Source organism: Kitasatospora sp. NPDC127060 (assembly GCF_042724935.1).
Classification (GTDB): Bacteria; Actinomycetota; Actinomycetes; order Streptomycetales; family Streptomycetaceae; genus Kitasatospora.
In genome coordinates, this window is the sequence record NZ_JBHXEG010000007.1 from 1 (window position 1) to 23,662 (window position 23,662).

The window sequence follows — 23,662 nt, forward strand, 5'->3', positions numbered from 1 at the left end:
CCCACCACGGTGGCCCGCCGCCGGCGGGCGTTGTGGGGGTCCGACGGCCCCCCCCCCCGTTGGGGGGGGGCCCCCCCCCGGCCGCGCGGGGGGGGGGGCCCCTCCCCGTACGTCACGTCCCGACGGTCTAGTAGACCGGCTTGTGCGGCTCGATCTGGTTCACCCAGCCGAGCACCCCGCCGCCCAGGTGGACGGCATTGGCGAAGCCCGCGGCCTTGACCACGGCCAGCACCTCGGCCGAGCGCACGCCCGACTTGCAGTGCAGCACGATCTTCCGGTCCTGCGGGAGCTTCTCCAGGGCGTCGCCCATGAGGAACTCGTTCTTCGGGATCAGCACCGCGCCGGGGATGTTGACGATCTCGTACTCACCGGGCTCGCGGACGTCGATGAGGTAGATGTCCTCCTCGTCGTCCTGCCACTGCTTGAGCTGCTTGGAGGTGATGGTCGACCCGGCCGCGGCGGCCTGCGCCTCCTCCGACACGACGCCGCAGAAGGCCTCGTAGTCGATCAGCTCGGTGACCGTCGGGTTCTCCCCGCAGACGGCGCAGTTCGGGTCCTTGCGGACCTTCACCTGGCGGTAGTTCATCTCCAGGGCGTCGTAGATCATCAGCCGGCCGACCAGCGGGTCCCCGATGCCGGCCAGCAGCTTGATCGCCTCGTTGACCTGGATCGAGCCGATGGACGCGCACAGCACGCCCAGCACGCCGCCCTCGGCGCAGGACGGGACCATGCCCGGCGGCGGGGCCTCCGGGTAGAGGCAGCGGTAGCAGGGGCCGTGCTCGGCCCAGAAGACGCTGGCCTGGCCGTCGAAGCGGTAGATCGAGCCCCACACGTACGGCTTGCCGAGCAGCACCGCGGCGTCGTTCACCAGGTAGCGGGTGGCGAAGTTGTCGGTGCCGTCCACGATCAGGTCGTAGCCGGAGAAGATCTCCATCACGTTGGAGTTGTCGAGGCGCTCCTCGTGCAGGACCACGTCGACGTAGGGGTTGATCTCCTTGACCGAGTCGCGCGCCGACTCCGCCTTGGAGCGGCCGATGTCGGCCTGGCCGTGGATGATCTGGCGCTGCAGGTTCGACTCGTCGACCACGTCGAACTCGACGATGCCCAGCGTGCCGACCCCGGCCGCGGCCAGGTACATCAGCGCGGGCGAGCCGAGGCCGCCGGCGCCGACGCACAGCACCTTGGCGTTCTTCAGCCGCTTCTGCCCGGCCATCCCGACGTCCGGGATGATCAGGTGGCGGGAGTACCTGCGGACCTCGTCAACGGTGAGCTCGTCGGCCGGTTCGACCAGGGGTGGCAACGACACGGGGACTCCGATGGGTGTCTTCTTCAGGCGGCCAGGGCCAGCCTCGGACGGGGTTGTTGCACCGCCACTCAGGTGGCTCTCTAGGCCAACAGTGTCACGCCCCGCCGGTATTCCGAGACAGCTCGTCCGGTGGGCGAGACGGCCCGCGCCGGATCGTGGAACCGCCCACCGGGCCCCCGGGAGCCCCCCGGGCCCGTGGTTGCGGGCCCGGGGCGCCCCCGCGCCCGACTCACACCCGGCAGGCCGTCTCCAGCCAGACGTCCCCGAGCGACTCCTCCAGCGGCACCTGTGTCCGCCAGCCGAGACGGTCCCGGGCGGTGCGCACGTCCGCCTGCCGCCACGGCACCGGCTCGCCCGGGGCGGGCCGGCCCTCCGGCCGGTGGCCCTCCGCGCGGTGGCCGGGCAGGTGGTGGCCGGCCACGTGGTCGCCGCCCGGCCCGCCGACCTGCGCGGGCAGCAGGACCGGCCGGTTCTCCTCCACGATCGCCCCCTCGAAGCCCGAGGCCCGGACCAGCAACTGGGCCGCGTCCCGGGCCCGCACGGCGTGCCCGCTGCCGACGTTGATCACCCCGGTGGCGGCCGAGACCGCGGCCGCCTGGATCGCCCGGGCGACGTCCCGCACGTCCACGAAATCCCGGTATCCGGACAGGTCCGGCATCCGCACCTGGTTCTCGTCTCGCTCCAGCGCCCGCCGCAGGCCCTCGGCCAGGCGCCCGAACAGCGAGGCGGTCGGCGCCCCCGGGCCCACCACGTCGAACACCCGCAGCACCGCCGCGTCCAGCCCGGAGGCCAGCACCAGCTCCGTCCCGGCGAGCTTGGAGACCCCGTACGGGCCGACCGGCCGCGGCTCGGACTGCTCGGACACCGGCACCCCGCCGGGCACCGGCCCGTACTCGGCGGCCGAGCCGACGTGCACCAGCCGGGCCGGCTCCCGGCTGCGCCGGATCGCCTCGCAGACCGTCGCGACGGCCAGCGTGTTCGACCGGATCAGGGTCCGCGAGCTGCCGTAGGTGGCGCCCGCGCAGTTGATCACCACCTGCGGCGCGACCGCGTCCAGGAAGCGGGCCAGCGCGCCCGGACTCCCGGTGGTCAGGTCGAAGCGGATGTCGGCCGAGTCGCGCCGGCCGAGCACCGTCACCTGCAACTCCTGGTCCATCAGCAGACGATCGGTCACCCGGCGGCCGATGAAGCCGTCGGCGCCCAGCAGCAGCACCCTCATCGGGGGCGTCCTTCCACGAAGCGAGGTCGGGGACGACCTGGCGGACTGAAAACAGCGAGAACAGCGAACGAGATCTGACAGGTGTTCATCGAGCGGCGGTTCCTCGGGCGGGGGTTCATCGGACGGTCCTCGGCACGGCGGGGTTCGCCGGGCCGTGCTCAGCGGTGCGAGCCGGCCCGGCCGAGCACCGCCCAGCCGTGGACCGCCAGCACCGCCGCTACCGCACCGCCGCCCAGCAGGACGGCCGACGGCCAGGGACGGCCCAGGGCGAGCAGCACCGCCGCGGCGGCGGGCCCGGCCACCGCGCCCAGCGCTGCGGCCGTGGCCCGGCCGCACCGGGCCAGCAGCGCGGGCAGCACCAACAACAGGCCCAGCACGCCCTGCGCGGCCCACGCGGCGGGGCCGGCCCGCTCGGCGGCCAGGTGCAGCAGCCCGCCGCCGTGGCCGGGCCCGGGGCGCGGCGCGACGACCGCCAGAACGGCCAGCGCCGCGTAGGTCAGCACCCCGAGCACCGCCAGGTGCAGCGCGACCGCGACCGGCAGCACCGGCCGCATCCGGGCCCGGAACCCGGCCAGCGTGCGGGCCGCCCCGAGGTGGCCCCGACCGACCTGCCGGTACCAGCGGGCCGCCCGCTCGGCCGAGCCCGCCGAGACCCCGGCGGCCAGCACCAGTGCGGCGGCCAGCGGCCGGTCCGCGCCCGGCGCCGTCAGCGGGAGCAGCAGCAGCGCGGCCAGGCCCAGCCCCTGCCCGAGGGCGGTCGGGCCCGACCCGGAGCCCGTCGGCCGGGTCGGTGTGCGGGCCGGGCCGAGCGCCGCCGGGCGGGCCGGTCCGCCGGGCTCGGCCGGGGCCGGGGCGGTCAGCGCGGGCAGCAACACCAGCGGTACGGCGGCGGGCAGCAGCACCGGCCACCGGGCGCCGAGCGCCACCACCCCGGCGCAGGGCAGCGCGGCCAGGGCGGCGGCGGTCAGCGCCGCCCGGGCGGCGGGCCCGCACTGCCGGGGCCCGGGCGGCTCCGGTGCCGGCGGCCGGCGGGGCACCCGGGCGTACAGCTCCTCGGCCAGCGAGAACAGGTCGGCGTGCCGGCAGCGGGCGGCGGCGTCCGGGCCGTAGCCGGCCTCCTCCAGTCCGGCGGCGATCTCCAGCGGGTCAACGGCGCGCTCGCACAGCTCCCGGTGCTCGGCCATCACCTCGCGCACCGGGTCTGCGCTCGGGCCGGTCCGCGGGCCGCCGGCGCCCGCCCGGGGTGCGGGCCCCGCCTCCGCGCGGCCGGGGGTCCGCGGCTGGGCCGGGCCGGTCATCAGACGGCCTCCGCGAGGGCCGGCCCGGCCGGTCGCGCCGGATCGGGGCGGGCCGCGGCCGGGGCGTCGGCGAGCACCGGGAGCGCGGCGAGGCCGCGCGGGCCCGGAGTGACGGCCTCGGCGGCTTCGCCGTCGTCCTCCCCGCCCTCGCCCCGCCCTTCGCGCTCCCGTCCCTCGCGCTCGTCCCGCTCGCCGCGCGGGCCGTCGCTGAGCCAGTACTCGGCGGGGCGGGCGAACGGGCGCGGCCCCCGGGCGTCCTCGCCGGCGCCGCCGCCGACGGGGAAGGCCGGGTACTGCGAGACCAGCTCCAGGTAGATCTCCCGGAAGGCACCGATCACCGGCTCGACGGCGAAGCGTTCCTGCGCCCGCAGCCGCCCGGCCAGGCCCAGCCGGGAGCGCCGTTCCTCGTCGCGCAGCAGCGCCAGGCAGGCCCCGGCCAGCGCGCGCGGGTCGCGGGCGGGCACCAGCAGCCCGGTCGGGCCGAGCACCTCGCGGGCCACCCCGACGTCGGTGGACACCACGGCCCGGCCGCTGAGCATGGCGTCGGCCAGCAGCCGGGGGCTGCGCTGGGAGAGCGCGGAGAAGACCGCCACCGTGCCGCCCTGCCAGGCCTCGGCGAGCGAGCCGGGCCGCCCGGCGAAGTCCACCGCCGCGGCCACCCCGAGCCGCTCGGCGACCGCCGCGCAGTGCGCCAGGTAGCCGGGGGCCGCCTCCTCGCCGTGCACCACCAGCCGGGCCGCGGGCAGTTCGGTGCGGACCCGCGAGAAGGCGTGCAGCATCAGTTCGGTGTCCCGCCCCGGCTCCAGTGCTCCCGCCCAGACCAGGGTGGGCCGCCGCGGTTCCGGCCCGGCGGCCGGGCGGTCCACCGCCGGGGTGCCCTCGTACACCACCCGGGTGCGCGCCGGATCGGCCCCGCAGCGGCGCTGCCACTGCTGGTCGTGGGCGCTACCCGGGGTGAGTATCGCGGCCCGCCGGTAGGTCTCCTCGGTGAGCGCCCGGAAGTAGGACAGCAGCAGCGCCCGGACCGGCCAGCGGTAGGGCGCCCGGTGACCCGCTCGCCGCTCGCCCTCCTCGCCCGGCGTCGGGCCGGAGGGGCCCGCGCTTCCGGCACCGGCGCGCCCTCGGGCTCGGGGCGCGCAGCCGAGGTACTGCTCGCGCAGGTGCAGCCGGTGCTCGGTGACCACGAACGGCACCCCGTGCAGCTGCCGGGCGACCAGGGCGGGCAGCGTGGCCGGGCCGCCGCCGACCACGTGGCACAGGTCGGCGCCGCCGAGGCCGCCCGACCCGGTGCCGTACCAGGGCGCGGACAGCGGACGCAGGCACTGCTCCAGCAGGTCCGCGGCGACCAGGACGTCGCACACCAGCGGCTGTCCGGCCGAGGTGTCCGCACCGGGCAGCCGCCAGGTCCGTTCCAGCACCCGGCGGGCGTGGGCGGAGGCGAGGAAGGCGGGCAGCGTGCCCGAGGCCTCCCTGGCCAGCGCCGCCAGCCGGTACAGCCCGGCCCCGAAGCCGGCCCGCTCCCCCGGCAGCACCAGCGCCCGCACCAGCTCCTCGTACGCCCGGGCGTACTGGCGTCTGCGCAGCGCCCCGGGCGCCCGGCCGCGCGGGCGGCGCCCCCACAGCGCCAGGTCGCGGGCGCCGTGCCAGGCGGGCGAGAGCCGGGCGGCGGCGCCGGGGCCGTCCGGGCCGGTGAGCAGGTACAGCTCGAACTCGTGCTCCGGCAGGCCCTCGGCCAGCCGGTCGCACCACGGGCCGGCGCCACGGTCGGGGTGCGGGCGGGCACCCTCGGTGAGCAGGGCGACGCGCACGGGAGACCTCCTAGGGTTGCTGCCCCTCCCAGGGGCGACCGGAGCCGCGGGGCCGTACGCCGGGACCCTTGCTGTCGCTTGTCACCCACCCAGTGGTCCGGTGTCTGCGGCTCTCCCCCACACCTGTTCGGTCCGGCAGCAGAACGGTAGGACCGGCTTCCGGCCGCCCATCGGTCACATGCCTGGCTGCCACCTGAACGAGTGAACCCCCGTGTCCTCGGCCCGGACCGGGGCGTTGGTCCGCGCTATACGCCGCAGCCCCCGCCCGCGGACGGGTGGGGGCTGCGGCGGTGGGCCGGACGGGACCCAGGGCCGGACAGGGCCTAGCGGGCGGCGGCCGCGATCAGCTCGCGCACGGCCCGGGCGACCGCGTCGGGGTGCTCCATCATCGCCACGTGCCCGGACTCCGGCAGCACCAGCAGCCGGGCGTCGGCGAAGGCCGTACAGGCCCGGCGGGCCGAGCGGTAGCCGACCAGCTTGTCGCGCAGCCCGTACACCAGCAGCACCGGCGCCGTCACCTGCTCGGCCTGCCGCCACAACGCCTGGTCGCCGCGCTCGGTGTACGCGGAGACGATGCCGCGGGCCGAGCCGACCAGCGCCGGCATCGCGTGCGGCAGCTCCAGCCGGTGCCGGTACTCGGCCACCGCCGCGGCCCGGGCGGCCGGGCTCAGACCGGCCGGGTCTCCGTAGACCAGGCGCAGCAGGTCCTCGGTGGCGGCCTCGGCGTCCCGTCGGCCGGCCGGCAGCCGGCGCAGCAGGGCCGGCAGGCCGGGCACGGCGAGCAGGCCGGTGGGCCAGGCGGAGCGCTGCGGGGGCAGTTCGGGCAGGGCGGGCGAGACCAGGGTGAGGCTGCGGACGAGGTCGGGGCGCAGGGCGGCGAGCCGGACGGCGACGGCGCCGCCGAGCGAGTTGCCGAAGAGGTGGACGGGGCCGCGGCCGGCGGCCTCCAGGTAGCCGATGACGGCGCGGACGTGGCCGGAGAGGCTGAGGTTGCCGTCGGCGGGCGGGCCGGAGCGGCCGAAGCCGGGCAGGTCGACGGCCTCGCCGTCGACGAGGCCGGAGAGCCGGTCCATCAGGTCGTTCCAGTTGGCGGCCGAGCCGCCCAGGCCGTGCACGAAGAGCCCGGGCTCGCGCCCGTCGGTGCCGGTTCCCCCGCCGGGCCGGTGCACCGCGAGCACCGCGCCGGGGACCTCGACCGTACGTACCTGCTGCTCAACGCTGCTCATGGTGGACGATGGTAGTGAGCCCCGGCCGGGGGCGGCGGGGGTGGTCCGGCCGTCCGATCCCTCGTCACACCACTGCCGACGCCGAGGTCAGCGCCGTATTGTGGGCTCCTGACAAGGGGGCGGGCAGCTTTTCTCGCGTTCGCCGAGGGCCGACGCGGTTACCGAAAAGTAGAATCGGCCCTCTTGCCCGCCCGATCAACCCCGAAGTGAGGAGCGCCGTGACGGCCATCCAGGAGGCGCAGGAGCGCCCGCGCGGTGCCCGCCTGCCGCGAAGCGCCCGCCGTGAACAACTGCTCGGTGCCGCCCAGGAGGTGTTCGTCGCGCAGGGCTACCACGCGGCCGCCATGGACGACATCGCCGACCGCGCCGGGGTGAGCAAGCCGGTGCTCTACCAGCACTTCCCCGGAAAGCTGGACCTCTACCTGGCGCTGCTGGACAAGCACTGCGACGCCCTGGTCGAGTCGACCCGCGAGGCGCTGGGCACCACCACCGACAACAAGCTGCGGGTGGCGGCGACGATGGAGGCGTACTTCAACTACGTCTCCAGCGAGTCCGGCGCCTTCCGGCTGGTCTTCGAGTCGGACCTGACCAACGAGCCGGCCGTGCGCGAGCGGGTGGAGCGGGCGTCCGAGGCGAGCGCGACGCTGGTCAGCAAGGTGATCCAGGAGGACACCGACCTGCCGGAGGCGGAGTCCAAGCTGCTGGCCGCCGGGGTCTGCGGCCTGGCTCAGATCACCGCCCGCTACTGGCTGTCGCAGGGGCTGGAGATCCCGCGCGACGAGGCGGTGCGGCTGGTCGCCAGCCTGGCGTGGCGGGGCCTGAAGGGCTTCCCGATGCACCCGGGCGACCTCGCGACCTGAGACGGGCCCCTGGGTTCCGCTCAGCGCTGACGATCCGCTGGGCTTCGCCTGAGCGGTGATCGGGTGCTCTATGGTGAAGCCGTACGGCGTGGTCGCCGCGGTCGCTTGTCCCAGGCGCTCCGGTGGCCGCGCGTGGAGGCTGCAACCCCGGAGGGACGGAAGCCGTGGAGGTCAAGATCGGCGTGCAGAACGCGCCCCGCGAGATCGTGATCGAGAGCTCGCAGACTGCCGATGAGGTCGAGAGCGCGGTCGCGAAGGCGCTGGAGGGCTCCACCAAGCTCTTCTCGCTCACCGACGAGCACGGCCGCCGCGTCATCGTCCCGGCCGAGCGCCTGGCGTACGTGGAGATCGGCGAGCAGGCCGCCCGCAAGGTCGGTTTCGGCACCACCTGAGGCGCCGCCCGCAGAGGGTCCGACCGGTGCCCCGCTCCCACCAGGGAGCGGGGCACCGTCGCGTGTACGGCCTGGTCGGCCTGGGTACGGCGACAGGAGCGGCGCCGGTGCCGCGCACCCTTCCCCGGGGAGGCCGCCATGCTGGTCGAATCGATCGTCTTCGCCCTGGTCGGGCTGGCCGCGGCCGCGGCCGCGCTGCTCGGCCTGCCGGGGTACTTCCGGGCCTCCCGCCCGCTGGTGGTGGGGACGGCCACGGCCGCGGCGCTGCTCGGCGGGGTGGTCGCGCACTTCTGTCTGGACGGGCGCCTGCCGGTGGTCTCGGTGGCCTTCTCGGCGCTGTCCGCGGGGGTGCTCACCTCGCTGCTGGCCCGGCCGGACCTCGCCGCCGGGCGGGCCCCGGCGCACCGCCACCACCCGCACCGGGCCGGCGCCCACCGCGCACCGCGGCGGCACCGGCCGGCGTGAGGGGTCGGGGCCTAGCTGGCCAGGCCGAGGGCGGCCATCCGCCGGGTGTGCGCCTCGGTGATCCGGTTGAACATCTTGCCGACCTCGACCAGGTCGAAGCCCTGCACCTGGACGCCGCCGACCAGCAGGTTGGACAGCGCGTCGCGCTCGGCGACGACCCGCTGGGCCTGGCTGAGCGCCTCGCCCATCAGCCGCCGGCCCCAGAGGGCGAGGCGTCCGCCGGCCCGCGGGTCGGCCTCGATGGCCTGGCGGACCTTGTCGACGGCGAACTGGCCGTGGCCGGTGTCGGACATGACGCCGAGCACCAGCTCGCGGGTGTCGTCGTCCAGCCGGACGGCCACCTCGCGGTAGAAGTCGGTCGCGATGGCGTCGCCGACGTAGGCCTTGACCAGGCCCTCCAGCCAGTCCGAGGGCGCCGTCATCCGGTGGAACAGCTCCAGCGGCTCGACGAAGGGGCGCATGGCCTCCTGCGGGTCGGCGCCGATCTCGGCGAGCCGGTCGTGCAGCCGCTGGTAGTGCTGGAACTCGGCGGAGGCCATCCGGGCCAGGGCCGCCTTGTCGGCGAGGTCGGGCGCCAGCTTGGCGTCCTCGGCGAGCCGCTCGAAGGCGCTCAGCTCGCCGTACGCGAGTGCGCCGAGCAGGTCCAGCACCGCGGCGCGGTAGCCCGGTTCGGCCGAGCACGCGGCCCAGTCGCCGATCGAGCCGCCCGTGCCGTCCTGCGTCTCACCTTGGGTCTCCATGACCCGCCACCTTAGTCCCGCGGCGGCGGCCGCCCCACCACCGACCGCACCCGGGTGACCTGCCGGATCGGCCGATGGAGGGCCGGTCACCGGGGGCAATGTCAGACGCGTCACGTGTTCGAGTCGTCGCCTGACTGTATGGTGGTACGGAGCCCCGTCGTGTTCGCACGGTGTCACCGCCGTCTCGGTGGCCCGCACGAGCCCGCTCCCAAGCGGCACCGTCCCCTCGGACGTGTCCGCACCGGAGGCACGGGTACTCACGTACGCGGATGCCCGGTCGGAGAGCCGATCGGCTCCGACCATGGCTTGGACTTCAAGCCTTGGCACCGCATCAGTGGCCGAGCGAGGGCCGCCGAGACCACGCCCACCTGGCGGAGGTCCCGCGCAGGTCCCTCACGGGAAACCCTCCCCGACGCCGCCGGCGACGCGCCCCGCCATCGGGCCGCGCGCACCGGCCGGCCGCAGGGACCGGCGCGGTTGTGCGTCCGCGCAGCTGTCATCAGGGCCGCCAGGCCCGTACGCAGCCGCGCGGCTGCCCGCCCGCCGCTCGCTCTCGGCCCCTCCGAAAACGGAAGAGGCAGCACCCTGTCCACCACCGCTGAACCCATCAAGACGACGTTCCGGGACCTGGGGATCCTCCCGGAGACCGCCGAGGCCCTCGAGTCCGTCGGCATCGTCCATCCCTTCCCGATCCAGGAGATGACCCTCCCGGTCGCGCTGACCGGCCACGACGTCATCGGCCAGGCCAAGACCGGCACCGGCAAGACCCTCGGCTTCGGCCTCCCGCTGATCGAGCGGGCCATCGTGCGCGCCGACGTGGACGCCGGCCGGGCCACCGAGGAGCAGCTCTCCGACTGCCCGCAGGCGCTCATCGTCGTCCCGACCCGCGAGCTCTGCACCCAGGTCACCAACGACCTGCAGACCGCCGGCAAGGTCCGCAACGTCCGCGTGCTGGCCGTCTACGGCGGCCGGGCGTACGAGCCGCAGGTCGAGGCGCTCAACAAGGGCGTCGACATCGTGGTCGGCACCCCGGGCCGGCTGCTGGACCTCGCCGGGCAGAAGAAGCTGAACCTGTCCAAGGTCCGCGCGCTGGTCCTGGACGAGGCCGACGAGATGCTCGACCTGGGCTTCCTGCCCGACGTCGAGAAGATCATCACCATGCTGCCGGCCAAGCGGCAGACCCTGCTGTTCTCGGCCACCATGCCTGGCCAGGTCATCAGCCTCGCCCGCCGGTACATGAGCCAGCCGACCCACATCCGGGCCGCCGCCCCGGACGACACCGGCGCGACCGTCGCCAACACCGAGCAGCACATCTTCCGTGCGCACTCGCTGGACAAGGTCGAGACGGTCTCGCGCATCCTGCAGGCCGACGGCCGCGGGCTGGCGATGATCTTCTGCCGCACCAAGCGCACCGCCGCCGACGTCTCCGACCAGCTGACCCAGCGCGGCTTCGCGGCCGGCGCCGTCCACGGTGACCTCGGCCAGGGCGCCCGCGAGCAGGCGCTGCGCGCCTTCCGCAACGGCAAGGTCGACGTCCTGGTCTGCACCGACGTGGCCGCCCGCGGCATCGACGTCGAGGGCGTCACCCACGTCATCAACTACCAGTGCCCCGAGGACGAGAAGACCTACCTCCACCGGATCGGCCGCACCGGCCGGGCCGGCGCCTCCGGCACCGCCGTCACCCTGGTCGACTGGGACGACATCCCGCGCTGGCAGCTGATCAACAAGGCGCTGGACCTGCCGTTCAACGAGCCGGAGGAGACCTACTCCACCTCGCCGCACCTGTACGAGCTGCTGAAGATCGCGCCGGGCACCAAGGGTGTGCTGCCGCGCTCGGAGCGCACCCGGGCCGGGCTCGGCGCGGAGGAGATCGAGGACCTCGGCGAGACCGGCGGGCGGGGCGCCCGCTCCGGCCGCGGTGGGCGGAGCGGCCCGGTCCGCCCGGCCGTCGAGACCCCGGCGGCGGAGGAGAAGCCTCGTCGTAACCGTGAGCGCCGCCGCACCCGCCGTGGCACGGAGGTCGGCGCCGAGGGCGAGGCGGCCGTCACCGCCGCGGTGACCGAGGCGGCTCCGGCCGTCGAGGGCGCCGAGGGCGAGAGCGCGCCGCGCCGTCGTCGCCGCCGCTCGCGCGGTGGCGCCGCCGCGGCCGAGGCCGCTCCGGTGGCCGAGGTCGTGGCCGAGGCTGCCGCGGTCGTCGAGGCCGCCGTGGTCGCGGCCGAGCCGGTGGCCGAGGAGAAGCCGCGTCGCACCCGGACCCGCAAGCCCAAGGCGGAGGTCACCGAGGTCGCCGAGGCCGTCGAGGCGGCCGCGGTGACCGAGGCTCCCGCCGAGGCCCCGGCCGAGAAGAAGCCGGCCCGCACCCGGGCCCGCAAGCCGAAGGCCGTCGCCGAGACCGTCGAGGCGGCCCCCGTGGCCGAGGCCCCGGTCGACGCCCCGGCCGAGGCCCCGGTCGCGAAGAAGGCGACCCGGGCCCGCAAGCCGAAGGCCGTCGCCGAGACCGCCGAGACCGTCGAGGCGGCCCCCGTCGCCGAGGCCCCGGTCGAGGCCCCGGTCGAGGCCCCGGTCGCGAAGAAGGCGACCCGGGCCCGCAAGCCGAAGGCCGTCGCCGCGGCCCCGGAGGCCTCGGCCGCCGAGGCCGCGGCGGCCGAGGTGCCGGCCCCGCGCAAGCGGACCCGCACCCGCAAGGCCGTGGCCGCCCCGGAGGCCACTCCGGAGGGCTGACCAGTCCCACCCCCGAGGGGGCGGCCGGACCGTCGTGGTCCGTCCGCCCCCTCGGGCGTTCCCGGGCGTTCCGGCCGGTGGGAGGGGGTGCCGGGACGGCATAGGCTCGGGGCGTCGCCTGCCCCGGAGGGAAACCGCTCATGAGTACTCCGCCGTTCCTGACCCTGCCCGGCTGCGCCCACGCGGAGCGCGTGGTGACCGCGCGCGGCGAGTTCGCGGCCCTGCGGGCGGAGCCGGACGGGCCGGTGCGCGGGTCGGCGCTGCTGGTGCCGGGGTTCACCGGCAGCAAGGAGGACTTCATCGCGCTGCTCGGCCCGCTCGCGGCGGCCGGGTACCGGGTGACGGCCGTGGACCAGCGCGGCCAGTACGAGACCGGCGGGCCGGACGACCCGGCGGCGTACGCCGTGGCGGAGCTGGGCGCCGATGTCCGGGCGCTGACCGCGGTGCTGGCCGCCCGGGGCGGGCCGGTGCACCTGCTGGGGCACTCCCTCGGCGGCCAGGTGGTCCGGGAGGCGGTGCTCGCGGCCGCCGCCGAGGGCCCGCTGCCGTGGCGTTCGCTGACCCTGATGGCCACCGGCCCGGGGGCGATCGACCCGGCCGAGGCGGCCCGGACCAAGCTGCTGCTGGACGCCCTGCCGGCGATGAGCCTGGAGGAGATCTGGCAGGTCATGCGGCAGCTGGACGAGAGCAGCGGGGTGACCAAACCCGCCCTGGCACCGGACGTCGCGGAGTTCCTGCACCGCCGCTGGGTGGCCAACGTGCCACGCTCGCTGGCCGTCACCGGCGCGCACCTGATGGCCGCGCCGGACCGGGTGGACGAGCTGGCCGCGGTGGCCGCCGGGGCGCTGCCGGTGCTGGTGCTCTCCGGCGAGCGGGACTACGCCTGGCCGGTGCCGGGGCAGACCGCGATGGCGGAGCGGCTGGGCGCCCGCCGGGTGATCGTCGCGGGGGCGGCCCACTCCCCCAACGCCGAGCGGCCGGCCGCCACGGCCGACGCGCTGGCCGCGTTCTGGGCCTGATCGGCCCCCGACCGGCGCCCTCTTCGGAGTGGTCTGTACCACTTCCGAGGGTTTCACCGGTATCGACGCAGGACAAAATTCGTTAGTTACGGTAATCTTTGATTCTGTCCGGGACTCATCGACGGCCTCCACCGGGGTGCCCATCAGTCGAAACCTGGACGTTACGGACGGGCAACGGCCCAGTAGCACCGCCACGGCACCGTGGTTCACGAGGCATTGGACGCACCAGGCAAGCAGGGGGAGCCCTTGCCGCAGCAGACCGCCGCACGCACGCCCCGCCCGATCCGGCCGCAGCGCCGGATCCGTAAGACCCCGAAAGGGCTGATACCGACTCAGCCGCAATCGCCCCGCCCGTCGGGGCCCGGAAAGGAGACGCCCATGACCAAGCCCATGCGCTTCGAGATCCTCCGACTGGACGACGCCAACGGCTCCGCGACCGACCGCGTGATAGCCGACGCCGAGACCGTCCGCGAACTCGTCCAGGACGCCGCCCGCACCGGCGAACGCCTGCTCATCCGCCCGTGCCCGACCGTCTGACCCTGCGCGGCGCCTCCGACCGGGAGACCCCACCCGCCGCCGACGAGCCGGGAGCGTCCGATCCGGACGTACCGATACCCGACTGACGCCCCGTCACCGCGATCGCCGTTGACGGGGCGTCAGTGTGTCCGGCCCCGGCCCCCGGGACGTTTGCCGCCGCCCGCCACGGGACATCCCCCAACGGGAGCCGCCCGCGGCGCACCCACCCGCGCAGGCCGGGCGTCACCACCGACAGGTGCCGCCGAGCCGTCCGTACGGGTGATCGTCCTTGACGCGGCGGTCCGGAGGGAGGAGCGTTGTCGGCTATGAGGGGCGAGCCAAGCTGCCCGAGGTGCGCCGGTCGGGTCCGCGCCCCCGGTCTTTTTTCGGACACCTGGCAATGCGACCGGCACGGAGCCGTGCACCCGATGCAGCCCGTGCTGCCGCCGAGCGTGGAAGCCCTCGGAGTCGCCGTCGCCCGCTCGCAGGTCCCCGTCTGGCTGCCCTGGCCGCTCCCGGTCGGCTGGCTGTACACCGGCATCGCCCATGTCGGCGACGACATCTCGGGCGCCCGGGCCACCGCCGTCGCCTGCTCCGGGCCCGCCCCGCTCGGCGGCTTCGGCGAACTGGTCCTGGTCGCCGAGGAGCTGGGGGTCGGCCTCGGCGCCCGCTACGCCGGACTGCCCGGCCCCGACCCGGGCGACTCGGTCGGCCTGTACAAGCCCGCCGACGCCAAGCTGATGGCCGCCGGGCGGCCCACCCCGATGTTCCACGTCCCGGACGCCCCGGCCGACCGCGCGGTGTTCGTCGGCGAGGCCCGCGGGCTCTGGCTCTGGGCGGTCGCCTGGCCCGAGCAGTCCGCCCTGGTGATGTACGACGAACTGGTGCTCACCGACCTGCGCGAGGCCGGCGCCGAACTCGGCCTGCTGCCCTGCGGGGCGCTCACCCCCCGACTGCTCGGCTGACCGCCGCACGAACGGCCTATCCTGGGCGGCACCCCACGAGCCTCCAGGAGTCCGCCCCGTGCGCATCGACCTGCACGCCCACAGCAACGCCTCCGACGGCACCGACAGCCCGGCCGAGCTGGTCGCGGCGGCGGTCGCCGCCGGCCTCGACGTGGTCGCGCTCACCGACCACGACACCGTCGCCGGCCACGCCGAGGCCGCCGGGGCGGTGCACGCGCTGCCGGACGGCGCCCGGCTGACCGTCGTCCCGGGCGCCGAGCTGTCCTGCGTGGTGGACGGCGTCAGCATGCACCTGCTGGCGTACCTGTTCGACCCCGCGGAGCCGGAGTTCGCGCGCGAGCGGGAGCTGGTGCGCACCGACCGGTTCCGGCGCGGCCGGGCGATCGTCGAGCGCTGCCGGGAACTCGGTGCGGACATCAGCTGGGAGCAGGTGCAGCGGATCGCCGGGGCCGGCTCGGTCGGGCGGCCGCACATCGCCAGCGCGCTGGTCGAGGCGGGCGTGGTGGCCACCGTCTCGGACGCCTTCACCCCCGACTGGCTGGCCAACGGGGCCCGGGCGGACGTCCGCAAGCACGAGACCGACCCGGTGCGGGCGGTCCGGCTGGTCCGGGCGGCCGGCGGGGTGCCGGTGTTCGCCCACCCCGGCGCGGTCAAGCGCGGCCGGACCGTCCCGGACCAGGTGATCGCCGACCTCGCGGCGGCCGGGCTGGCCGCGCTGGAGGTCGACCACACCGACCACGACGAGGAGACCAGGCAACGGCTGCGCGGCCTGGCCGGCGACCTCGGCCTGCTGGTCACCGGCTCCAGCGACTACCACGGCAGCCGCAAGACCGTCCGGCTCGGAGAGCACACCACCGACCCCGAGGTGTACGAGGCGCTGCTCGCCCAGGCCACCGGGGCGAAGCCGATCGAGCGCTGACGGCGGGCGGGGCTCCGGCGCACGAGGCCGGGGGTCAGTCGAGCTTGACCCCGCGCCGCTGCGGGTCGCGCAGGTCGGTGCCCTGGTTCAGCCAGCGCTCCTGCAGCGCGGCCGCGCCGTGCACCCGCTTCCAGCCGGCCTCGTTGGGCGTCATCGGGAGCAGCGGCAGGAAGCGCACCGGCTCGGCGGGCTCGGCCAGTTCCAGGTCCTCGACCAGGCCGCCCGGCTCGGCGGCCAGCACCGAGGTGAAGGGGGCGCCGTCCCAGAGCGGGGCGCCGAGGTCCAGCGAGCCGCCCGGGGCCACCACCAGGCCCTCGACCTGCGGGGTCGCGGCGAAGGTGGCGAGGCTGCGCAGCACGCCGTCGCTCCCGCCGCGCACCGTCAGCACCAGTTCGACGCGGGGGCCGCGCAGCTGGTCGGCGACCAGCGCGGTCGGGTCGGCCATCGGGGCGGCGGACATCCCGAGCGTCGCGTAGCGGACCAGTCCGTCGGCGTCCGGACCGAAGCGCAGCACCTCGATCCGGTCGGTGCCGAGGAAGGTGACGGCGGCTCGGCCGCTCGGCTCGCCGAAGGTCGAGATCAGCCGGGCCTCGACGGCCGCCAGCACCGCCTCCCGGGTGAGTTCCGGGGAGCTGCCGCCGTGGGGGTCACCGAAGGACGGGAAGTCGTGCGCCATGCCGGTGAGCGTAACCCGGGCGGATTCGCGGTCCGCGCGGGGGCGTACGGGCAAAGGGCAGGGAAACCCCGGGGCACCGATGCCCGGTCAGCTGTTAGGGTGAGCGACTGGCCACCGGGATCGTTCGTCCCGGGGCGGCGGCGCGAAGGAGGTGGTTGCGGTGGATACCGGCCGACCATGCAGTACCGGCAGCTCTGCCCGGCCCCGACTTCCCCGCATCCCTCGCCTCGCAGGCCCTGCCGGCTGATCCAGCCGTAGCGGCCCGGGCGCGGGTCGGCGGCGGACGGACCGGCCGGGAGAGCACCCTCATCCCCTTCACCGGTGTTCCTCGCCGTCGCACCACGGCCCTGCCCGCGGTTCTTCCGCGCCGCCGTGCGACGGCTCCTGCTTCAGGGAGCCTGCCATGTCGATGATCAACAGCCTGCGCGCCGCCGTCCGCACCAACCGCCGCCGGGGTGCCACCGGGGTGTACGACGCCGTGCCCGAGGGCACCGGCTCTGCGGTCGTGGACTGTGCCGTCTACCAGCACGGCCGGCGCAACGGCGAGGCCTGCAGCCCGCGCGAGGCCGCCCGCCGGGTCAAGGCCGCGCACCAACTCACTGACACCGCGGGGTCGTTCAGCTGGATCGGACTGCACGAGCCGACCGGCGCCGAGTTCGAGGGCATCGCCCAGCGGTTCGGTCTGCACCCGCTCGCGGTGGAGGACGCGGTGCACGCCCACCAGCGGCCCAAGGTCGAGCGCTACGACGACGTGCTGTTCGCCGTCTTCAAGACCATCCGCTATGTCGAGCACGACCAACTCACGCCCACCAGCGAGGTGGTGGAGACCGGCGAGCTGATGGTCTTCGCCGGGCGGGACTTCGTCATCACGGTGCGGCACGGCGGCCACGGCTCGCTGCAGGAGCTGCGGCACCGGCTGGAGGCGGACGCGGACGAGGCCGGACTGCTCGCCAAGGGCCCGGCTGCGGTGCTGCACGCGATCGCCGACCACGTGGTGGACAACTACCTGCTGGTCGCCGAGCGGCTGCAGAACGACGTGGACGAGATCGAGTACGGCGTCTTCTCGGCCAAGGGCGCGCGCAGCGCGGACGTCGGACGGGTGTACCAACTCAAGCGCGAGGTACTGGAGTTCAAGCGCGCGGTGGTGCCGCTGCTGCGCCCGATGCAGCAGCTGTCCGAGCCGGTGCAGCGCCTGGTGGACCCGGACATCCAGAAGTACTTCCGGGACGTCGCCGACCACCTGGCCCGGGTCACCGAGCAGGTGCACGGCTTCGACGAGCTGCTGAACTCGCTGCTCCAGGCGAACCTGGCGCAGGTGTCGGTGGCGCAGAACGAGGACATGCGCAAGATCACCGCCTGGGCGGCGATCTTCGCGGTGCCCACCATGATCACCGGCGTGTACGGGATGAACTTCGACTACATGCCCGAACTGCACCACGCGTACGGCTACCCGATGGTGCTCGGCGCGATCGCGCTGATCTGCGTCGGGATGTACCGGGGCTTCCGCCGCAACGGCTGGCTGTAGCCCCGCCTCCGGGAGGCGGTCAGCGCCGCCCGCCGCGGGCGACCAGGACCAGACCGAGCAGGATCAGCGCCACCGCCGGGTAGGCAGCCGCCGGCGGCCACTGCCCCAGCCACAGGGCGGCGATCAGGGCCGCGCCCGGGGTCTCCAGCAGGATCGCGGTGGAGGTGATCGACGGGCCGAGGTTGCGCACCACCCGGTTGCTCAGCGAGTGCCCGAGCAGCTGCGCGGTGACCATCAGCAGCACGATCTGCCACCAGGCACCGGCCGACCAGCCGGCCAGCCCGGTCCCGGTGACCAGGCAGATCACCAGCAGGCCGACCGCCGTGGTGGCGTAGCAGACCAGGGTGTACGCGGTGGTGCTGACGGTCTTGCGGACCTCGGCGCCGAGCAGCACGTACCCGGCCGCGGCCAGGCCGGCGGCGAGCGCCAGGGCGTCGCCGAGCAGGGCCCGCGGGGACATCGAGAGGTCCACGCCGGTCAGTACCAGTACGCCCGCGAAGGCGACGACGGTGCCGAGCCAGACCATCCGGGGCGCCCGGACGCCGAACAGCCGCATCAGCAGGATCGTCCACAGCGGGGTGGTGGTGACCAGCGCGGTGGCGGAGGCCACCGAGGTCATCCGCAGGCTGGGCATCCAGAGCGCGAAGTGCACCGCGAGCAGCACCCCGGCGGCGACCGCCAGCAGCAGCGCCCGCCGACCGATGCCGCGCAGTTCGGCGCGGTGGCGCAGCAGCGCGTACGGGCCGAGGACGCCGACCGACATGACGTTGCGCCAGAAGGCGATGGCCAGCGCGGGCGCGGCGGTGGCGGAGATCAGCGGGCCGGAGAAGGAGATGCCGCCGATCGAGACGGCGAGCAGCAGCAGGTCGAGGCTGGGGAGCGGGTGCGCGGACCGCGGGTCGGCGGCGGTGGCTGGGGCGGGGGCGGTCGCGGGCCGGGCGGCGGGCACGGCGCTCCTTCGCTGGTCGCGGGGGCGGGGCGCTCATACGGTAAGGCCCGTGGCCCGGTAATGGAACTGTCGCCCGGCGGCTGAGACATCCGGCGGGACCAGCCTGGCCGTCCACCCCGGCCACCGCGCCCGTCCGGCCGACGGGGACGGGCCGGAAACCCGTACGCTGTCCGCCATGGACCGCAACTCCGCCGCCCCCACCGCCGACGACTTCCTCGACCAGGCCCTGCTGGAGGAGGCCGCGAAGAAGTCCGGTCTGCTCTGGGTGCGCGCGGACGGCGAGGCGCAGTCCCGCCCGCTGTGGCACGCCTGGCACGACGGCGCGGTGGTGGTGGTCGGCGACGGCGGCGAGCAGCCGCTGCACGGCCTGACCGCGGGCGCCGGCGCCGTGATCACCGTGCGCAGCAAGGACAAGGGCGGCCGGCTGACCGGCTGGAACGCCGAGGTGGTCGAGCTGGAGCCGCACGGCGAGGCCTGGCTGGGCGCCGTCGAGGAGCTCAAGGGCAAGCGGCTGAACGCGCCCGACACCGACACCATCGCCGAGCGCTGGGCGCGCGAGTGCCGGGTGCTGCGGCTGCGGCCGGCCGGGGCGCTGACCGAGCGCCCGGGCGCCATGCCGGACGGCTCGCACGCCGCCCAGCCGATGCCCACCCCGGCCACCACCCGCCGCCCGATCCCGGCCGGGCTGCCCAAACTACTGTTCAAGCGCCGCTAAAGGTTCACGCCCAGGACTCCTGGGGTCGCTACCGTGCCTCACCGGGCCGGGCGTACGCCGCGCGGGTAGCCTTGGCCGAACGCGCGCCGCGGCGCGCACGGTACGGCGTCGAGCAGGTCGAGCGAGTCGAGGGAGTTCATGGCAGGGCCAGGTACCCGGGTCTTCATCTCCCATCTCTCCGCCATCGCGGTCTTCGACCCGAACGGCGACCAGGTCGGACGGGTCCGGGACGTGGTCGTGTCGCTGCGCCTGGGCGGGCGCCCGCCGCGGGTGCTGGGCCTGGTGGTCGAGGTCGTCGGCCGGCGCCGGATCTTCCTGCCGATGACCAGGGTGACCAGCCTGGAGTCCGGCCAGGTGCTCGCCACCGGCCTGATCAACCTGCGCCGCTTCGAGCAGCGCCCGTCCGAGACCCTGGTGCTGGCCGAGCTGCTGGACCGCACCGTCACCTGGTCCAAGACCGGTGAGGACGTCACCGTGCTGGACGTCGGCATGGTGCAGACCCGGCTGCGCGAGTGGGAGGTCAGCAAGGTCTTCGTCCAGGTCGGCCGGGCCTCCCGGCTGCGCAAGGGCAAGGGCGAGCGGCTCACCCTGGACTGGCAGGACGTCACCGGCTTCGCGCTGCCCGAGCAGGACCAGGGCGCGGCCAACCTGCTCGCCACCTTCGAGCAGTTGCGCCCGGCCGACCTCGCCAGCGTGATGCACCACCTGTCCGCCAAGCGCCGCGCCGAGGTGGCCGCCGCGCTGCCCGACGAGCGGCTCGCGGACGTCCTGGAGGAGCTGCCCGAGGACGACCAGGTCGAGATCATCGGCAAGCTCAAGGGGGAGCGGGCGGCCGACGTCCTGGAGGCGATGGACCCGGACGACGCCGCCGACCTGCTCTCCGAGCTGCCCGGCGACGAGGCCGAGCGGCTGCTCGGGCTGATGGAGCCGGAGGAGGCCGAGCCGGTCCGCCGCCTGCTGTCCTACGAGGAGGACACCGCCGGCGGTCTGATGACCACCGAGCCGATCGTCCTGGAGCCGGACGCGACGGTCGCCGAGGCGCTGGCCCGGATCAGGATCCGCGACCACAAGCCCGCGCTGGCCGCCCAGGTGTACGTCTGCCGACCCCCAACCGAGACCCCGACCGGCAAGTACCTGGGCGCGGTGCACTTCCAGCGGCTGCTGCGCGAGCCCCCGTACGTCCTGGTCGGCTCGCTGGTGGACGACGACCTGGACGCGCTGCCGCCGGACACCCCGCTGCCGCTGGTCACCAGCTACCTGGCGACGTACAACCTGGTGGCCGCGCCGGTCGTGGACGAGGCCGACCACCTGCTCGGCGCGGTGACCGTCGACGACGTGCTCGACCACCTGCTGCCCGACGACTGGCGCGACGCCGCGCTGCACGCCCGGGACGACGAGGACACCCGGCACGACGAGAGGGAGGAGACGACCGGTGGACGGTGACCGCAACGGACGCCCCGGCGAGTCCGCGCGCCGGCGCCTGCAGGGCGAACTGCGGGAACTGCGCCAGCTGCGCGAACTGCGCACCCGCGAGGGCATCGGCCGGGACCGCCTGGAGACCTCCCCCATCACCGGCTCCAACCGCACCCGCCTCGACCAGCCGCGCACCGCCCGGCCGGGCCTGCTGACCCTGCCGTCCTACGACCCCGAGGCCTTCGGCGTGCTGTCGGAGCGGATCGCCCGCTTCCTCGGCACCGGCCGGTTCATCGTCTGGATGACGGTGTTCGTCGTGGTCTGGATAGGGTGGAACACCCTGCTGCCGGCCGGCCTGCGGTTCGACGAGTACCCGTTCATCTTCCTCACCCTGGCGCTGTCGCTGCAGGCCTCGTACGCGGCGCCGCTGATCCTGCTGGCGCAGAACCGGCAGGACAACCGGGACCGCGTCAACATGGAGCAGGACCGCGCCCGCAGCGACCGCAACATCGCCGACACCGAGTACCTGGCCCGCGAGGTCGCCGCCCTGCGGCACGGGCTCGGCGAGGTGGCCACCCGTGACTTCATCCGCTCCGAGCTGCAGTCGCTGCTCAAGGAGATGGACGAACGGCGGGGCGCGGCCGAGTCGTTGTGACCCTCGGCACGCTACCGGCCGGTTAAGCGGTTCGCCGGGCGCCGTACCATCAAGGCATGGCCAACGAGACAGAGGTCGCGGCCGGCGTCACGGAAGAGTCCGTACGCCAGGCGCTGGCGACCGTCAACGACCCGGAGATCAACCGCCCGATCACCGAGATCGGCATGGTGAAATCGGTCGGGATCGCCGAGGACGGCGCGGTGAGCGTCGCGGTCTACCTGACCGTCTCCGGCTGTCCGATGCGCGACACCATCGTCACCCGGGTCCGCGAGGCGGTCGGCAGGGTGCCCGGCGTGACCGGCGTCGAGGTCGAGCTGGACGTGATGAGCGACGAGCAGCGCAAGGAGCTCTCCCAGCTGCTGCGCGGCGGCGCCCCCGAGCGGGAGATCCCGTTCGCCAAGCCGGGCACGCTGACCCGCGTCTACGCCGTCGCCTCCGGCAAGGGCGGCGTCGGCAAGTCCTCGGTGACGGTCAACCTGGCCGCCGCGATGGCCGCGGACGGGCTGAAGGTCGCCGTCGTGGACGCCGACATCTACGGCCACAGCGTGCCGCGCATGCTGGGTGTCGAGGGCCGCCCGACCCAGGTCCAGGACATGATCATGCCGCCGCAGGCGAACGGCGTGAAGGTCATCTCGATCGGCATGTTCACCCCGGGCAACGCCCCGGTGGTGTGGCGCGGCCCGATGCTGCACCGGGCGCTTCAGCAGTTCCTCGCCGACGTGTACTGGGGCGACCTGGACGTGCTGCTGCTGGACCTGCCGCCCGGCACCGGCGACATCGCGATCTCGGTGGCCCAGCTGGTCCCCAACGCCGAGATCCTGATCGTCACCACCCCGCAGATGGCCGCCGCCGAGGTGGCCGAGCGGGCCGGCACCATCGCGGTGCAGACCCACCAGAAGATCGTCGGCGTGATCGAGAACATGTCCGGCATGCCGTGCCCGCACTGCGACGAGATGATCGACGTCTTCGGCACCGGCGGCGGCCAGACCGTCGCGGACGCGCTCACCCGCACGGTCGGCGCGACCGTCCCGGTGCTCGGCTCGATCCCGATCGACGTCCGGCTGCGCGAGGGCGGCGACGACGGCCGCCCGGTCGTCCTGGCCGCCCCCGACTCCCCGGCCGGCGTCGCCCTGCGCGCCGTGGCCGGCAAGCTCGGCGGCCGCCAGCGCGGACTCTCCGGCATGTCGCTGGGCCTGACGCCCAAGAACAAGTTCTGAGGCCGTACCTCCCCCGCCCCGAGCGGGCGGACGGACGAGCGGGCGAGTGCCCCCGCCCCGAGCCGAAGGGGCGCGCCGGTGCCGAAAGGGAGAAGCGACCAGCGAGGCACGAGCGCCGGAGCGCCGACCGTCGGCACCGGGTCCGAGCGGCCCGGAGACGAGCGGGCGAGTAACTGAGGGCCCGGGTGGATCTCCACCCGGGCCCTCGGGCGTCCCCAGGGGCCCTACGGGCGGGCGTAGCCGCCCAGGTCGGGGACGGTGGCGAAGCCGACGCCGTACGCGCTGACGCCCCGGCCGAAGGCGCCGAGCAGCACGCCGGGGGCCTCGCCGGCCAGCACCCAGCCGTACTCGGACTCGCGGTAGCGGAACGGCTGCGGCAGGCCGTTGACCGGCAGGCTCAGGGTGGACCAGCCGGGGCCGGCCAGGTCGTCGGCGAGGTCCCAGGCCAGGTTGCTCTGCTGGTCCAGCCAGTCCTGGCGCAGCGTGCGGTCCAGCTGGCCCGGCCAGGTCGCGGCGAGCAGGCCGGAGCCGGCCAGCCAGGCGGCGGAGGAGGCGGAGGTCGCCTCCAGCGTGCCGGTGTTGTCGGCGCTGCGGCGGCTGTCCCGGCGGGCGACGGTGACCACGACGGCGAACTTCCGTACGTCGCGCGGCTCGAACTGCTTGGCGGGCTCGTCGCCGTGGCCGAGGGTGCCGTAGTCGACGCTGCCGGCCGCTCCGCCGCGGGGGACGCCGGCGCCGGCCTGCATCAGGTAGCGGCGGCCGGTCCAGCCGTCGTCCAGGCCGTACCAGGGGAAGTCGGCGGACAGGTAGGGCACCAGCGGGTCCGCCGGGCCTGCCTGCCCGCCGACCACCGGGCCGCCGGCCGTGACCGTCGCCCCTCCCGCCTGACTCGTCGCGTCCATCCCCGGGCCTCCTCAAACGCACGTGTGCCTGCCGTGGCGCGCTCCCATGGTGGCGTACCTCGGCGTTCCCGGAGGCCGTTCCTGGTCCGCGCGGACGCGGATGTGACGGACGGCTCAGCGGGAACAATCAGCACAATAGCGGCGCGCACGCCGCCG

The 23,662-nt window shown here is 75.1% G+C and carries 22 protein-coding genes; 13 read left to right on the top strand and 9 right to left on the bottom strand.

From position 1 onward, the window contains the following. Positions 1-127 precede the first annotated feature (127 nt). The 5 genes from moeZ to ACFWIS_RS06250 all read right to left on the bottom strand — a co-directional run bounded on the left by moeZ (position 128) and on the right by ACFWIS_RS06250 (position 6,857). On the bottom strand, positions 128-1,306 hold the full coding sequence (moeZ, locus tag ACFWIS_RS06230) for an adenylyltransferase/sulfurtransferase MoeZ (RefSeq protein WP_380463498.1): 1,179 nt from the start codon (positions 1,304-1,306) through the stop codon (positions 128-130). A gap of 229 nt (positions 1,307-1,535) precedes the next feature. Next, positions 1,536-2,525: an NAD-dependent epimerase/dehydratase family protein gene (locus ACFWIS_RS06235; RefSeq protein ID WP_380463496.1), complete on the bottom strand. Its 990-nt coding sequence runs from the start codon at positions 2,523-2,525 to the stop codon at positions 1,536-1,538. Positions 2,526-2,683: 158 nt separating this feature from the next. Continuing rightward, positions 2,684-3,823: a hypothetical protein gene (locus tag ACFWIS_RS06240; protein WP_380463494.1), complete on the bottom strand. Its 1,140-nt coding sequence runs from the start codon at positions 3,821-3,823 to the stop codon at positions 2,684-2,686. Then, positions 3,823-5,631 (bottom strand): DUF3492 domain-containing protein, encoded by a 1,809-nt coding sequence (locus tag ACFWIS_RS06245; protein WP_380463492.1) that lies wholly within the window; start codon positions 5,629-5,631, stop codon positions 3,823-3,825. Before ACFWIS_RS06245 ends, ACFWIS_RS06240 begins: the two co-directional genes overlap by 1 nt. 323 nt (positions 5,632-5,954) lie before the next feature. Next, complete coding sequence (locus ACFWIS_RS06250; protein ID WP_380463490.1) at positions 5,955-6,857, bottom strand: alpha/beta fold hydrolase; 903 nt, start codon at positions 6,855-6,857, stop codon at positions 5,955-5,957. A 218-nt stretch (positions 6,858-7,075) separates the two neighbouring features. Between ACFWIS_RS06250 and ACFWIS_RS06255 the strand changes: the two genes are divergently transcribed. The 3 genes from ACFWIS_RS06255 (at position 7,076) to ACFWIS_RS06265 (ending at position 8,574) form a co-directional block, all read left to right on the top strand. Beyond that, positions 7,076-7,717 carry a TetR/AcrR family transcriptional regulator gene (locus ACFWIS_RS06255; protein ID WP_380463488.1) on the top strand — a complete coding sequence of 214 codons (642 nt, stop codon included), beginning with the start codon at positions 7,076-7,078 and terminating at the stop codon, positions 7,715-7,717. Positions 7,718-7,881: 164 nt separating this feature from the next. Continuing rightward, positions 7,882-8,109, top strand: a complete 228-nt coding sequence (locus ACFWIS_RS06260) for a DUF3107 domain-containing protein (RefSeq protein WP_350506147.1) — start codon at positions 7,882-7,884, stop codon at positions 8,107-8,109. A gap of 138 nt (positions 8,110-8,247) precedes the next feature. Continuing rightward, positions 8,248-8,574 (top strand): hypothetical protein, encoded by a 327-nt coding sequence (locus ACFWIS_RS06265; protein WP_380463486.1) that lies wholly within the window; start codon positions 8,248-8,250, stop codon positions 8,572-8,574. A gap of 11 nt (positions 8,575-8,585) precedes the next feature. Here the strand turns inward: ACFWIS_RS06265 and ACFWIS_RS06270 are convergent, their stop codons facing one another. Continuing rightward, positions 8,586-9,314 (bottom strand): ferritin-like fold-containing protein, encoded by a 729-nt coding sequence (locus ACFWIS_RS06270; protein ID WP_380463484.1) that lies wholly within the window; start codon positions 9,312-9,314, stop codon positions 8,586-8,588. 699 nt (positions 9,315-10,013) lie between these two features. Between ACFWIS_RS06270 and ACFWIS_RS06275 the strand changes: the two genes are divergently transcribed. From ACFWIS_RS06275 to ACFWIS_RS06295, 5 genes are all read left to right on the top strand, one after another. Continuing rightward, entirely contained in the window at positions 10,014-12,035 is a 2,022-nt protein-coding gene (locus tag ACFWIS_RS06275; RefSeq protein ID WP_380523493.1) for a DEAD/DEAH box helicase, read from the top strand. A gap of 140 nt (positions 12,036-12,175) precedes the next feature. Continuing rightward, positions 12,176-13,054, top strand: a complete 879-nt coding sequence (locus ACFWIS_RS06280) for an alpha/beta fold hydrolase (protein WP_380457835.1) — start codon at positions 12,176-12,178, stop codon at positions 13,052-13,054. Between the two features lie 378 nt (positions 13,055-13,432). Next, complete coding sequence (locus tag ACFWIS_RS06285) at positions 13,433-13,591, top strand: hypothetical protein (RefSeq protein ID WP_188305309.1); 159 nt, start codon at positions 13,433-13,435, stop codon at positions 13,589-13,591. Positions 13,592-13,896: 305 nt separating this feature from the next. Beyond that, positions 13,897-14,535, top strand: coding sequence for a DUF6758 family protein (locus tag ACFWIS_RS06290; protein ID WP_380457836.1), 639 nt, complete (start codon positions 13,897-13,899; stop codon positions 14,533-14,535). A 58-nt stretch (positions 14,536-14,593) separates the two neighbouring features. Further along, entirely contained in the window at positions 14,594-15,454 is an 861-nt protein-coding gene (locus tag ACFWIS_RS06295) for a PHP domain-containing protein (RefSeq protein WP_380457838.1), read from the top strand. Between the two features lie 34 nt (positions 15,455-15,488). Here ACFWIS_RS06295 and ACFWIS_RS06300 read toward each other — a convergent pair whose 3' ends face one another. Beyond that, positions 15,489-16,130: a suppressor of fused domain protein gene (locus ACFWIS_RS06300; RefSeq protein ID WP_380457840.1), complete on the bottom strand. Its 642-nt coding sequence runs from the start codon at positions 16,128-16,130 to the stop codon at positions 15,489-15,491. A gap of 403 nt (positions 16,131-16,533) precedes the next feature. Here ACFWIS_RS06300 and corA point away from each other — a divergent pair, with 403 nt between their 5' ends. After that, positions 16,534-17,655, top strand: coding sequence for a magnesium/cobalt transporter CorA (gene corA, locus ACFWIS_RS06305; RefSeq protein ID WP_380457842.1), 1,122 nt, complete (start codon positions 16,534-16,536; stop codon positions 17,653-17,655). A gap of 19 nt (positions 17,656-17,674) precedes the next feature. Here corA and ACFWIS_RS06310 read toward each other — a convergent pair whose 3' ends face one another. Then, a complete protein-coding gene (locus tag ACFWIS_RS06310) occupies positions 17,675-18,604 on the bottom strand; it encodes a DMT family transporter (protein WP_380457844.1) in 930 nt (309 codons plus the stop codon). A 175-nt stretch (positions 18,605-18,779) separates the two neighbouring features. Here ACFWIS_RS06310 and ACFWIS_RS06315 point away from each other — a divergent pair, with 175 nt between their 5' ends. From ACFWIS_RS06315 to ACFWIS_RS06330, 4 genes are all read left to right on the top strand, one after another. Next, entirely contained in the window at positions 18,780-19,319 is a 540-nt protein-coding gene (locus ACFWIS_RS06315; protein WP_380457846.1) for a hypothetical protein, read from the top strand. 138 nt (positions 19,320-19,457) lie between these two features. Continuing rightward, the gene (locus ACFWIS_RS06320; protein ID WP_380457848.1) at positions 19,458-20,762 is read left to right on the top strand and encodes a magnesium transporter MgtE N-terminal domain-containing protein; all 1,305 of its coding nucleotides are present in this window, start codon (positions 19,458-19,460) and stop codon (positions 20,760-20,762) included. Continuing rightward, positions 20,752-21,387, top strand: a complete 636-nt coding sequence (locus ACFWIS_RS06325) for a DUF1003 domain-containing protein (protein WP_380457850.1) — start codon at positions 20,752-20,754, stop codon at positions 21,385-21,387. Before ACFWIS_RS06320 ends, ACFWIS_RS06325 begins: the two co-directional genes overlap by 11 nt. A 56-nt stretch (positions 21,388-21,443) precedes the next feature. Next, entirely contained in the window at positions 21,444-22,604 is a 1,161-nt protein-coding gene (locus ACFWIS_RS06330) for an Mrp/NBP35 family ATP-binding protein (RefSeq protein ID WP_380457852.1), read from the top strand. Between the two features lie 224 nt (positions 22,605-22,828). Here ACFWIS_RS06330 and ACFWIS_RS06335 read toward each other — a convergent pair whose 3' ends face one another. After that, on the bottom strand, positions 22,829-23,506 hold the full coding sequence (locus ACFWIS_RS06335) for a hypothetical protein (RefSeq protein WP_380457854.1): 678 nt from the start codon (positions 23,504-23,506) through the stop codon (positions 22,829-22,831). Positions 23,507-23,662 lie beyond the last annotated feature (156 nt).

Excerpts from the sequence above, each read along its gene's own strand:
- ACFWIS_RS06235 (WP_380463496.1), bottom strand. The coding sequence starts at position 2,525 with ATGAGGGTGCTGCTGCTGGGCGCCGACGGCTTCATCGGCCGCCGGGTG.
- ACFWIS_RS06240 (WP_380463494.1), bottom strand. The coding sequence starts at position 3,823 with ATGACCGGCCCGGCCCAGCCGCGGACCCCCGGCCGCGCGGAGGCGGGG.
- ACFWIS_RS06250 (WP_380463490.1), bottom strand. The coding sequence starts at position 6,857 with ATGAGCAGCGTTGAGCAGCAGGTACGTACGGTCGAGGTCCCCGGCGCG.
- ACFWIS_RS06265 (WP_380463486.1), top strand. The coding sequence starts at position 8,248 with ATGCTGGTCGAATCGATCGTCTTCGCCCTGGTCGGGCTGGCCGCGGCC.
- ACFWIS_RS06270 (WP_380463484.1), bottom strand. The coding sequence starts at position 9,314 with ATGGAGACCCAAGGTGAGACGCAGGACGGCACGGGCGGCTCGATCGGC.
- ACFWIS_RS06275 (WP_380523493.1), top strand. The coding sequence starts at position 10,014 with ATGACCCTCCCGGTCGCGCTGACCGGCCACGACGTCATCGGCCAGGCC.
- ACFWIS_RS06280 (WP_380457835.1), top strand. The coding sequence starts at position 12,176 with ATGAGTACTCCGCCGTTCCTGACCCTGCCCGGCTGCGCCCACGCGGAG.
- ACFWIS_RS06285 (WP_188305309.1), top strand. The coding sequence starts at position 13,433 with ATGACCAAGCCCATGCGCTTCGAGATCCTCCGACTGGACGACGCCAAC.
- ACFWIS_RS06290 (WP_380457836.1), top strand. The coding sequence starts at position 13,897 with ATGAGGGGCGAGCCAAGCTGCCCGAGGTGCGCCGGTCGGGTCCGCGCC.
- ACFWIS_RS06300 (WP_380457840.1), bottom strand. The coding sequence starts at position 16,130 with ATGGCGCACGACTTCCCGTCCTTCGGTGACCCCCACGGCGGCAGCTCC.
- corA (WP_380457842.1), top strand. The coding sequence starts at position 16,534 with ATGTCGATGATCAACAGCCTGCGCGCCGCCGTCCGCACCAACCGCCGC.
- ACFWIS_RS06315 (WP_380457846.1), top strand. The coding sequence starts at position 18,780 with ATGGACCGCAACTCCGCCGCCCCCACCGCCGACGACTTCCTCGACCAG.
- ACFWIS_RS06320 (WP_380457848.1), top strand. The coding sequence starts at position 19,458 with ATGGCAGGGCCAGGTACCCGGGTCTTCATCTCCCATCTCTCCGCCATC.
- ACFWIS_RS06330 (WP_380457852.1), top strand. The coding sequence starts at position 21,444 with ATGGCCAACGAGACAGAGGTCGCGGCCGGCGTCACGGAAGAGTCCGTA.
- ACFWIS_RS06335 (WP_380457854.1), bottom strand. The coding sequence starts at position 23,506 with ATGGACGCGACGAGTCAGGCGGGAGGGGCGACGGTCACGGCCGGCGGC.